This is a genomic window from Catellatospora paridis (genome assembly GCF_009720365.1).
Lineage (GTDB): Bacteria > Actinomycetota > Actinomycetes > Mycobacteriales > Micromonosporaceae > Catellatospora > Catellatospora paridis.
The window spans coordinates 1,084,763-1,095,919 of the sequence record NZ_ML769312.1 but is presented as its reverse complement, the minus strand read 5'-3'; the positions used below and the strand labels follow the sequence as shown (position 1 = coordinate 1,095,919).

Genomic DNA, 11,157 nt, shown 5'->3' with positions numbered 1-11,157 from the left:
AGAACGTGATCACGCCGATGAAGCTGGCGGGCACGCGGTCGGGCCGCGCGGCCCGGCAGCGGGCCTACGAGCTGCTCGAGATGGTCGGCGTCGGCTACTGCGCGGACCGGCGGCCGGATCAGATGTCGGGTGGTGAGCAGCAGCGCGTCGCGGTCGCCCTGGCGGTGGCCAACGACCCGGAGGTGCTGTTCGCCGACGAGCCGACCGGTGAGCTGGACGAGTCGACGGCGGCGGCGGTGTTCACCGCGTTGCAGACGATCAACGCCGAGCTGGGTGTGACGGTGGTGGTGGTGACCCACGACCCGAACGTGTCGACGCAGGTGCGGCGTACCGTGGCGATCCGCGACGGGCGGCTGGCCTCGGAGGTGCGCCGCAGTGCGCGGGTCACCGCCGACGGCGGCACGGAGCTGGTCAGCGAGGAGTACGCGGTGCTGGACCGGGCGGGCCGGATGCAGTTGCCGTCGTCGTTCGTGCAGGAACTGGAACTCAAGGACCGGGTGAAGCTGAACCTGGAGTCCGACCATGTGGAGGTGCGCCGTGGATGAGGCGATGACGCAGGTGCTGCCCATCGTGCCGCGCTACCGGGCGAGTCGGGAGCAGGAGCTGGTGCGGGTCGAAGGCGTCTGCCGTGAGTACGGCCGGGCCGGCAAGGTCGTGCACGCGGTGCGGGACGTGTCGTTCAGCGCCGGGCGCGGTGAGCTGGTGGCGGTGCGCGGCCGTTCGGGCGCGGGCAAGACGACGCTGCTCAACATCATCGGCGGCCTGGACCGGCCCACCTCGGGCAAGGTCTTCATCGGCGGGCAGGAGGTCACCTCCGCGGCCGAGCCTCAGCTGGTGACCCTGCGCCGAGACGTGATCGGGTTCGTGTTCCAGTCGTTCGGGCTGGTGCCGATCCTGTCCGCGGCCGAGAACGTGGGCGTGCCGCTGCGGCTGGCGAAGGTGCCGCCCGCAGAGCGCGAGCAGCGGGTGTCGGTGCTGCTGGAACTGGTCGGGGTCGGCGCACACGCCAACCAGCGGCCATACGAGCTGTCCGGCGGCCAGCAGCAGCGCGTCGCGGTCGCCCGCGCGCTGGCCAACGACCCGCAGCTGCTCATCGCCGACGAACCGACCGGCCAGCTCGACTCCGAGACCGGCCGCCAGATCATGGACCTGCTCCGCGCCCTGGTGCACGCCCGCGGCATGACAGCACTCGTCGCCACCCACGACGCGGCACTGATGGAGATGGCCGATCGCGTCGTCACGCTCCGCGACGGCGCACTCGTCCCCTGACAAGACGATCCGGTGTCGGGGCGTTTCACCGTGAGTGGCGCTCGAAACGCCCCGACACAGTTTTCCGGTCACCCGACGGAGATCGGAGTACAGCCCGAAACAGGTGATCGGAACAGATGGCCTTCCCCACCGCTGCGAGATGCTCAACCCTTGGTGAAGCCGATGCCGTCATCGAGCACGGTTCCGGGTCCGACCGGCATTTTGGCCGGTGACTCGAGGTGGAGGTCGACGAATGTGATCTTGTCCTGCCACACCTTGTGGAGCATCTGCTTGATGAACTCGATGGTGAGCTGTTCACCGGCGCAACGGCGGTAGCCGAACCCGAATGGCGCGTATCCGGCGGCATCGACCAGTGGATACGGAGTTCCGTCGATCTCGCTGTACACCGCCCCGAACACTGAGTTGGTCATGGTGACGTCGCGTCCGTCCTTGACGGCGAACGGCTCCTTGTCGAACGGGCATCGGGCCAGCCTGACGTCCTCACACGCGGAGGCATCGTTGTCGGCAGTGGTAGCCACGTCGCGGTAGCGGTCAGGGTCGAACGCGGTCGGGTTCTCCCATAGGCGCGGGTCCATGCACGCCTGCCGGTGCGGGGTGAGTATCCCGTTGAAGCCCTCGCCGAGCAGGGCGTGGCGGCGGTGCAGCATCGAAAGGCTGCCGCCATTGGGTGTGATGAACCGGAACAGCTCCATCACGAACCGGTCCAGCGGCGTGAAGTCCGAGCTGTCGGGCGTGTCCGGGGCTTGCGACATCGTCTTGCCGAACGACTCGCGTACCTTCGGGTCGCCATCTGTGGAGAGCATCGCGGCAACGCGGTAGACCATGTTGCCCCACTGGCTGAAGGCCAGGAAGTTGTGGAAGCACTCGAAGATCATGTCGGTGCGCCGGAAGTCGTCGCCGAGCTCGCCGTTCTCGAGCCAGTAGTGCACGAACGTGCTGTCGATGCCGGGCGTCTTGCCGTCGATGATCGCCTGCACGCGCACGTCGAGCCAGTCGCGCAGTCCCTCACGGGTGGCGCGGGCCTGCATATAGGCCTGCCGCACGACCTCCTCGGTGGGAAACCAGTAGCCGATGACCGCGTTGAACGCGCTGCTGTACTGCCGGACCTCGGCCGGAATCTGGTCGCCGGTCGCGCCGACATGCAGGTTCCAGTACAGGTCGTAGTAATTGGCGAAGTACTCGGCCATCAACGGTTTGCCGACGTTGTCGTCGGACAGAAACCGCGTGTAGAACTCATGGATCTTCGGCCGGTACTTGGTCTTGATCAGGTCGGGCGTGGTGGCCGTCATATAGATCTTCTTGCGCGCGTTGTTCGGTCCGCGGTTCTCGTAGCCTTGGAAGAACACCGACACGCCCTCGCCCTCGGGATTGGGTGTCCATCCCTTGTAGAGCATGCCCCACAGTTGGACGGGAACGGCCTTCTCCTTGGTAAGCGCCAGATCGATCAACGGCAGCAGTGGCGTCTCGCCGGTGAACTCGTTGCTCAGCATGAACGGCGCAACCACGCCGGCTACATAGTCGGCGTGGAAGTCGGGCGGCACCAAGCCGACGGGAAGGGTCTCCTCCGGAGCTTTGATCACGAGCGACCTCTGTGTCGGCTCCTGCGCGCCCTGTGCCTCGGCGACCGATTGCTTCGATCCCTTTGCCTTGGCCTTCGTCCGAGGTGCTTTCGGCGGGTGTTCCCGCGCTGTGGCGGCGTCGGGTGCCGCACCAGGCGTGTCCGGCCTCATCTTCTGAGTCATTTGGTACCCCCGGTTGGACTGCTGTCGCACATCTGCTGCAGCGGACCTGCGTGACAGGCGCGGGTTGAACTCCCCGGATGATCGCACGGTGTAGCGCCGCCTGAGTCGGATATGCAGGTGAAGCCCGCTCCTGTCGGTCCGATCGTGCGGACACTGGTCGGCGAGCCGGTACCATCTGGCGCTCTAGCCTACTGATCGTGAGAACTTATGTACGCTGTGTAAGTTCCGGTGATCGTGGGCACCTGCGCTCAAGCCGCGGTAGCCGCACCCAGCGGTCATTTGATGTGCTCACTGGTGAGGAGCGGTCTGCTGACATGAACAACATCAAGACGACGGTCCACAGCGTGACCTACGACCTGCTGAGGTCGCTCGGCCTGACCACGGTGTTCGGCAACCCCGGGTCCACCGAGCAGACGTTCCTGCAAGACTTTCCTGACGACTTCAGCTACGTCCTGGCGCTGCAGGAGGCGTCGGCAATAGCGATGGCCGACGGGTTCGCGCAGGCCACTGGGCGCCCGGCGCTGGTCAACCTGCACTCTTGCGCAGGGCTCGGCAACAGCATGGGCAACCTGATCGCCGCCAACAAGGGGCATACGCCGCTCATCATCACTGCGGGCCAGCAGCACCGGGAAATGCTCGTAGGGGATCCCTATCTGAGCAGCCCCGACGCGACGATGATGCCTCGTCCATGGGTGAAGTGGTCCTACGAGCCGGCACGCGCCGGGGCGGTGCCCGAGGCGTTCATGCGGGCGTACGCGATGGCACTGCAGCCGCCCGCGGGCCCGGTGTTCCTGTCGATCCCGCTCGACGACTGGAACCAGCCGCTGGACGGCCCGGCAGTACGACGCTCGGTCAGCAGCAGCTACGCCCCCGACCCTGAGCGCCTGCGCCACTTCGCCGACCGCATCAGCGCCAGCCAGCACCCCGCTCTGGTCTTCGGCCCCGATGTGGACCGGGCCGGCGGCTGGCAGGACGCCGTGGCACTGGCCGAGAAGCTCAACGCCGCCGTCTACGGGGCGCCCCTGGCCGACCGCACCTCGTTCCCCGAGGACCACCCGCTGTACCAGGGGCCGCTCGGCATGTCCCTGAAGAGCGTCAGCGACCGGTTGGCCGGACACGATCTCGTCGTCGTCATCGGCACCGAGGTGTTCCGGTACTACCCGTGGGTGCCCGGTGACATCCTGCCCGCGGGCACGGACCTGCTGCAGATCACCGAGGATCCCGGCGTGGCCGGTGCCGCGCGCGTCGGCGACAGCCTGCTCGGCAACCCCAAGCAGGCGATCCAGCAGCTGGTGCAGCTCGTCGCCGGTGGCAGCGCCCGCACCGCGCCGCCGCCGCTGGCATGGCCGCGCAAGCTGCCGTCCACGCCCAGCAGCCCGCTGACCCCCGACGAGGTCTACGCGGCGTTGAGCCGGGTCCGACCGCCACACGCGGTCATCGTCAACGAGTCCACCTCGACCATGGGCCAGCACGCGCAATGGCTGCCGACCACCGAGCCGCAGTCGTTCTACGGCACGCCCAGCGGAGGCATCGGGTGGGCCCTGCCGGCCACGGTCGGCATCGCCATGGGCCTGACAGCCCAGAACGTGAAACGCCCGGTGGTCTGCCTGATCGGCGACGGGTCCTGTCAGTACTCCATCCAGGCACTGTGGACCGCGGCCCAGCACAAGCTGCCCGTCGTCTTCGTCGCCATGCGCAACGGCGAGTACTCCATCCTGAAGTCCTTCGCCGAACTCGAGCACACACCGGGCGTGCCCGGACTCGACCTGCCCGGACTGGACATCGCGACCGTGGCCCGCGGCTTCGGCTGCCACAGCGTCGAGGTCACCACTACCGAGCAGCTGGAGACCGAGTTCACCGCTGCGCTGGGAACCGCCGGTCCCACCGTCATCGTGGTGCGGACCAAGCCCCAGAAGACCGCGCTCTGAGCTGTGCGGCCGCCGTGGAGGCCCGATCGGGGAGTCTCCGCGACGGCCGCCCTCGACGGCCATCCGGTAAGGAACGCGACATGCCGCTGTACAGCTGTACCGTCGCCCAGGGCACGCTGAGCGCCCAGGACAAGGCCACGCTCGCCGCGGAGATCACCAGAATTCACTCCGACATCAACCACGTGCCGCCGGAGTACGTCAATGTGGTGTTCATCGAGCTGCCGCCGGAAGACGTGTTCGTCGGCGCCCAACCCGGCCGTCCTGTTCTGATCAGCGGCTGGTCCCGGCGTGGCCACCCCCAGCAGGACACCACCCGGCTGGCGCTCCAGGTGTCAGCCGCTGCCGCGCGCATCGCCGGCGTGGAGGAGAGCCGCGTGCTGGTCGTGATCGAGGACAGCCCGGCACAATCCGCCGTTGAGGGCGGCCGTGTGCTGCCAGAGCCCGGCGGTGAAGTGGAGTGGCAGGCCGCAGCCACGACGCCTCGTCGGTCTGACGATTCCGGCCGTCCGAGTTGATCCCACCGCCGCGGGGCGGCAGCACGCCCGCGCGATGACCGGCGGCGGTGTCAGGCTTCACGCCGTGCCTGCGTCATCGCCTGATCGACACGACCACGGGGGAGCCGTGGCCGGGTGCGGGGGAGTGCGGCTCTCCTGCACCCGGCCTCAGCCCCAGGGCTACGGTGACACCCATTCGGGCAGGTGGGAGCCGCTGGCGATCGCCTGCTCGAACGCCGCCTGCCGGGCCGACAGCGCCGGTGCCAGGAAGACCTCGATGTCCCGGCCGAACGGCACCCGCAGCGGCGGCTGCGCCATCGCCGCGACCTTGCGAACGAGCAGCGCGAACAGCTGCGGCGACGACGTGAACTCGTACTCGGCCAGGTTCCGGGTGCCCAGCAGGATGCCGTCCTCGACCGCCGCGTAGTCGGCGATCCGCGTCGCCGGCTCGGCCAGGGACTTGCCGTAGTTGGTGGAGAACCCGCCCAGCTGCAGGATCGTGGTCTTCACGCCCAGGTGCGCCGCTTCGGCGGCCAGCGCCTCGCCGAGCCCTTCCAGGGCGAACTTGCTGGCCGTGTACGCGGACAGGCCCGGCAGGGCCATCGACCCGCACGTGGATGAGACGAGCACGGCGTGCCCGCCGCGACGCTCCCGCCACTGCGGCAGCACCATCCGCAGCAGCCGCCACGGGCCCAGCAGGTTGGTCTCCAGCTGGTCGCGCACCTCCTGCTCGGAAACCTCCTCGACCGAGCCGAACTGGCCGTAGCCCGCGTTGTTGACGAGCACGTCGACCCCGCCGAAACGCTGCCCGGCGAGCTCGACGGCGGCCTGGCACGCCGTCTCGTCCCGCACGTCCAGCGCGGCGACGGCGATGTGCTCCGGGTGCGCCTCGGCCAGGTCGGCCAGCGTCCGGGGGTCGCGGGCGGTGAGCACTGCCTGCTCGCCGGTATGGGCCAGGTTCTCGGCCAGCGCCCGGCCGAGCCCTGTCGAACAGCCTGTGACGAGCCAACGTCGTTGAGTCATGGTTCCCAGCATGACGGCACGTGGTCGGGATACTCGAATGCGTGAGGATGAGTGTGTGTTCCGGACGCTGGGTGCGGGAACCTCGCCTGTGCCGTCGGTGCGGTCACAGACGGCACGGGCACAGCTGGTCGTCCGAACAGGACTGGCAGCTCGCCTGCGCTGCGCTGGTGCCGGACCGGTCGTGTGGGCTAGAGCAGGCCGGCGCCCAGCAGGCACAGCAGCAGCAAGGCGATGGGGATGGCGATCCAGAAGGCGTCGCCCAGGTCGGTGAGCCGCCCGCCGCCGCCGGGACGGATGCGGAACAGCACGAACAAGGCGACGACGATGATGCCGAACAGCAGCAGGGGGTCCATGTCACGGGGCCTCAGGCTTCGTGATGGCGACCGCCTGAGGCGCGGGCGGGCGCGGCGTTCTCCGGCAATTCAAGATTATCACTGGATGCCCTTGTGGCGGGGCCGTCCGGCGGCCCCATGACGGCCGACCGGCGGATCCTGGCTCATCGTCGACCTCGACGGAACGTCGTCGATCGCGGGTCGGATGTCCCTGCGTTCAGGTCCGTGTCCGGAACGGGGCCAGGGTGGCGCGGATCTGATCGCCCGCGCCCCAGTCATCGTCGAATTGGGCCAGTACGGCGAGGTGTTGTCGGAGCTGAATGATCGGCATGCGGCTCCGCCAGTCGTCGTCGAGAGAGGTCAGCTCTGCGTAGGTCGTGAAGAACCGTTGGGCCTCGGGCGGGGGTGAAGTCGACCACACATGGGCGAGATCGACCTCGGCCCACATATAGGACACCGCCGGGTCGATCAGCGCCGGCTCGCCGTCCGGCGTGGCCAGGATGTTCTGCGCCCAGAGGTCGCCGTGCGTCAGGCAGGCCGGGCGGTCGGGCAGGAGGTCGGGCAGCCGGTGACAGAGCCGCTCCAGCGCCGCCCGGTCCGCGCGGTCGAGTGCGGCCTCGACGCGCGGCTCCCCGAGCCACCGCAGCAGCCGGTGCTCTGCGAAGAATGCGAAGCCGTCGTCGTTCCATGCGTTGACCTGGCGTCGGCGGCCCAGCCAGTTGTCGCGATGCCATCCGAAGCGATGGTGGACCGTGCTCGTATGCAGGCGGGCGAGCACGTGCGCGAACTGCTCCCAGAAGGTCTCGCTGCGCGGCCTGGCGCGCAGCACCGACAGCACGAGTAGTCCTCGGTCCGCCAGGAGCACCTCGGGTGTCGCCGCGCCGCCGATGTTGCGCAGCGCGGCCAGTCCCTCAGCCTCCGCGACGAATACGTCGTCGGCCGGCGGCTCGGCGAGGGTCTTGACGAAAACCGGCGGTGCCTCCCGGCGGGTGGCTATGCCCGCCAGTGCCGCGAGCCCGCCCGTGGTCGGCTCCACGGTGACGACATCGCGCATCCCGCTCCGGAGCAGGGCCTCGACCAGGAATGTCGCCGCTTTCATGACCACCGGTTCCTCGTGTTCGTTCTTAGATGCGGGTCCATCGCTGGTTGGCCGCGGCGGTGCAGGACCAGAGGATCACCGGTGTGCCGTTGGCGGTGGCGTTGCCGGAGACGTCCAGGCAGAGTCCGGAGCCGGAGTTGCTGACGGTGCCGTTGGTGTTGAGGTTCCACCGCTGGTTGGCCGCTCCGCTGCAGGTCCAGATCTGGACCTTCGACCCCGGTGTGGCGCCCGTGGGCACGTCCAGGCATTTGCCGAGCGACTGGATGCTCTGGCCGCTGACGGTCCACTGCTGGTTCGGCCGTCCGCTGCAGTCCCAGATGATGGGCTGGACCCCGTTGGCCGTGTTGCTGCCGGGCACGTCGAGGCAGCGCCCGGAGGCCGCGCTGACCATTGCCGACGATGTCGTACCAGTGCTCGTGCCGATGCTGCCCGGCACCGAGCGCAGCGCGGTGTACCAGGTGGCGGCCATCTTGTCGTAACCGGTCGCAGTCGGGTGGATGCCGTCGATGAGGTCGGCGGTGGTGAGCGCGCTGTGCATGTCGACGACGTGGACGCGTCGGCCCGCGTTGACCTTGCTCTGCACGATGCCGGGGATGGCGGCGTTGAAGGTGCGGGCGGCGTTCTCCTGGCCGGTGTTGCTCAGGGGGATGATGGTGGCGACGAACACGTCCGCTGACGGTGCCGCGGCCGTGATGCGGTCGAGCAGGCTGGACAGCCTGCCTGGGGCACCGGACAGGTTGTAGTTCTGCAGGACGTCGTTGGTGCCGATGTGCAGCAGCACCGTCCGCGGGTTCGTCGTCTGGAGCCAGCCGCTGATGTTGGCGTCGATCTGGTCGATCCGCCATCCGGGGTGGCCCTCATGGTCGTGGTCGCCGAGGGCGGAGGGACCGTTGAACTGCGTGCCGACGAGGTCGACGCGGTATCCGCCGGCGGCCATCCGCTGCCAGAGCCCTGTCCGGTAGCCGCCCGGCACCTGGGTACCCTCGGTTATCGAGTCGCCCAGCGGCATGACCCGCACCCCGCCGTTGGACTCGGCGCCGGCGACGCCGCTCTGCGTCGCGGTCACCGCGGCGGTCAACACCAGCGTGGCTGCCGCTGTGACGAGCCAGCGCGCGTACTTGGACATGGTCCATCCCTTCGCTCAGGTCCGATGAGTCGGGCGACCACTGCGCCACCGCCGTGCTGCCCGGCCGGGCAGTCCGCGGCCGGCCGGCCCGGCAGTTATCGCTCACATCGGTGTCGCTTTGTCCAGGAGTCGGCCGCCACTTGTCCTACCTGGTCTACTCACATGGATGACGTGTGATGTATCGGGTCCAATGTGACCGATAACATTCGATGCGTCAAGGGCTACCTTGTGGCTGGGGGAGGGGCGGGAGCTGACGGTCGGTGGGGCGAGGCCCGGTAAAGGGCCAAGCGCGGCCGCGCCCTACCGGTGCGATATGACGTGTGATGTGGTGGCGGTTCTGGGCGTGAGACGATCATGAGCCGAACCTGGGTAGGGAGAGTTTTCCCTCGTGGTTCTGGTCGGTGATCGAAACCTGCGGGGGCTGCCCCGGAATCGACGACAGTCGTTGACATGTGACGTGATACGTCGCTACGGTGGCGCTGTCCCAGTGGGACGGTCGGCCTAGGGCAGTAAGCCGACCGCCCTCAGCCCAGCTGCGTTATGAAGCAACGGCCGGGCCGTCAGTCGCGCCGCGGGTCTCGATGCGCGGGTCTGGCTCCACCCGCCGACTGATCAACCGCCTGCCCGCCCGGGTGCGGCGGTCTGGCTGTGCTGTCCCGTGCCCCAGCCGCAGGCGGCTCCCGGCAGTGCAGTCCTCGCTCCCAAGCAAGGAGAAGCACCGTGACAACCATCCACAGACGACACTTACGACACCGGTGGTTCGCCGCGCTCGGCACAGCCGCCGTGGTCATCGCGGGCACCCTGGCGGCCACCGCGCTGACCGGCCCGGCGGCATACGCGGCGACGACCGCGGGATGCGGCAAGGCCCCGTCACTGCGCACCGGCACGTACACGATCCAGAGCAGCGGCCAGAGCCGCAGCTTCAACCTGCGGATCCCGGACGGCTACAACAACACCCGGGCCTACCGGCTGATCTTCGCCTACCACTGGCGGGGAGGCACCATGAACGACGTCTCCTCGGGCGGGAGCAGCGGGACCGCGTGGTCGTTCTACGGCATGCAACAGCAGTCCGACAACAGCGCGATCCTGGTGGCCCCGCAGGGTCTCGGCAACGGCTGGGCCAACTCCGGCGGCGCCGACATCACCTTCACCGACGACATGATCCGCATGATCGAGAACGACCTGTGCGTCGACACCGCGCAGCTGTTCGCCATGGGCTTCAGCTACGGCGGCGGGATGAGCTACGCGATCGCCTGTGCACGGGCGACGGTGTTCCGCGCCGTGGTGGTGTACTCGGGCGCGCAGCTGTCGGGTTGCAGCGGCGGCAGCCAGCCGATCGCCTACTTCGGCATCCACGGCATCTCCGACAACGTGCTCAACATCTCGGCGGGCCGCTCACTGCGCGACACCTTCCTGCGCAACAACGGCTGCGCCCAGCAGAACGCCGCGGAACCGGCCGCGGGCAGCGGCAGGCACATCACGACGACCTATTCCTGCCGTGCGGGGTACCCGGTGCAGTGGGCCGCCTTCGACGGCGGGCACGGGCCGGCGCCGGTCGAGGGGTGCTCCGGCTGTGAGGACGGTGTCAGGACCTGGAGCAAGGCGGAGGCCTGGCGGTTCCTGTCGCAGTTCGGAGCCAACCCGCCGCCGAGCTCCCCGCCGCCGAGCAGTCCGGCACCCGGCCAGTCGAACGTGCTGCTGGTGGGCCAGCAGTCGGGCCGGTGCGTCGACGTGCCCGGTTCGTCCACGGCGAACGGCACCCAGGCGCAGCTGTGGGACTGCCATGGCGGGACCAACCAGCGCTGGACCTATACCGCGAACCGGCAGCTGACGGTGTACGGCAACAAGTGCCTCGACGCCAACGCCAACGGCACCAGCAACGGCACCGCCGTGATCATCTGGGACTGCAACGGCCAGGTCAACCAGCAGTGGAACCTCAACGCCAACGGCACCATCACGGGCGTCCAATCGGGGCTCTGCATCGACGTGTCGGGCGCGGCCACCGCGAACGGGTCCAAGATTCAGTTGTGGGGCTGCCACGGCGGCGCCAACCAGCAGTGGAGCACCCGGAACTGACAAGACCCGTCGGGCCGGCGCCCCCGGGGGCCGGCCCGGCGGCGCCCCGCGCGGCCCGGTGCGGGGGC

Annotated in this window: 10 protein-coding genes; 5 read left to right on the top strand and 5 right to left on the bottom strand. The window is 68.8% G+C overall.

Annotated elements, in window-relative coordinates; genetic code table 11:
* Both F9C41_RS04945 and F9C41_RS04940 read left to right on the top strand, forming a co-directional pair.
* On the top strand, positions 1 to 545 hold a 545-nt coding region (locus F9C41_RS04945; protein WP_155385339.1), incomplete at its 5' end, for an ABC transporter ATP-binding protein.
* 4 nt (positions 546 to 549) lie between these two features.
* On the top strand, positions 550 to 1,269 hold the full coding sequence (locus F9C41_RS04940) for an ABC transporter ATP-binding protein (RefSeq protein ID WP_155385474.1): 720 nt from the start codon (positions 550 to 552) through the stop codon (positions 1,267 to 1,269).
* A 143-nt stretch (positions 1,270 to 1,412) separates the two neighbouring features.
* Here the strand turns inward: F9C41_RS04940 and F9C41_RS04935 are convergent, their stop codons facing one another.
* The gene (locus F9C41_RS04935; protein ID WP_230689301.1) at positions 1,413 to 3,011 is read right to left on the bottom strand and encodes a cytochrome P450; all 1,599 of its coding nucleotides are present in this window, start codon (positions 3,009 to 3,011) and stop codon (positions 1,413 to 1,415) included.
* 314 nt (positions 3,012 to 3,325) lie between these two features.
* Here F9C41_RS04935 and mdlC point away from each other — a divergent pair, with 314 nt between their 5' ends.
* Positions 3,326 to 4,939, top strand: coding sequence for a benzoylformate decarboxylase (gene mdlC / locus F9C41_RS04930; protein WP_155385338.1), 1,614 nt, complete (start codon positions 3,326 to 3,328; stop codon positions 4,937 to 4,939).
* Between the two features lie 80 nt (positions 4,940 to 5,019).
* Positions 5,020 to 5,454: a tautomerase family protein gene (locus F9C41_RS04925; RefSeq protein WP_155385337.1), complete on the top strand. Its 435-nt coding sequence runs from the start codon at positions 5,020 to 5,022 to the stop codon at positions 5,452 to 5,454.
* A 159-nt stretch (positions 5,455 to 5,613) separates the two neighbouring features.
* Here the strand turns inward: F9C41_RS04925 and F9C41_RS04920 are convergent, their stop codons facing one another.
* The 4 genes from F9C41_RS04920 to F9C41_RS04905 all read right to left on the bottom strand — a co-directional run bounded on the left by F9C41_RS04920 (position 5,614) and on the right by F9C41_RS04905 (position 9,013).
* Entirely contained in the window at positions 5,614 to 6,456 is an 843-nt protein-coding gene (locus F9C41_RS04920; protein WP_155385336.1) for an SDR family NAD(P)-dependent oxidoreductase, read from the bottom strand.
* Positions 6,457 to 6,644: 188 nt separating this feature from the next.
* Entirely contained in the window at positions 6,645 to 6,809 is a 165-nt protein-coding gene (locus tag F9C41_RS04915) for a hypothetical protein (protein WP_155385335.1), read from the bottom strand.
* A gap of 196 nt (positions 6,810 to 7,005) precedes the next feature.
* A complete protein-coding gene (locus tag F9C41_RS04910; protein ID WP_155385334.1) occupies positions 7,006 to 7,887 on the bottom strand; it encodes a fructosamine kinase family protein in 882 nt (293 codons plus the stop codon).
* A gap of 25 nt (positions 7,888 to 7,912) precedes the next feature.
* Positions 7,913 to 9,013, bottom strand: coding sequence for a ricin-type beta-trefoil lectin domain protein (locus F9C41_RS04905; RefSeq protein ID WP_155385333.1), 1,101 nt, complete (start codon positions 9,011 to 9,013; stop codon positions 7,913 to 7,915).
* 720 nt (positions 9,014 to 9,733) lie between these two features.
* Between F9C41_RS04905 and F9C41_RS04900 the strand changes: the two genes are divergently transcribed.
* Positions 9,734 to 11,089 (top strand): ricin-type beta-trefoil lectin domain protein, encoded by a 1,356-nt coding sequence (locus tag F9C41_RS04900; RefSeq protein ID WP_230689300.1) that lies wholly within the window; start codon positions 9,734 to 9,736, stop codon positions 11,087 to 11,089.
* The last annotated feature ends 68 nt before the right edge of the window (positions 11,090 to 11,157 follow it).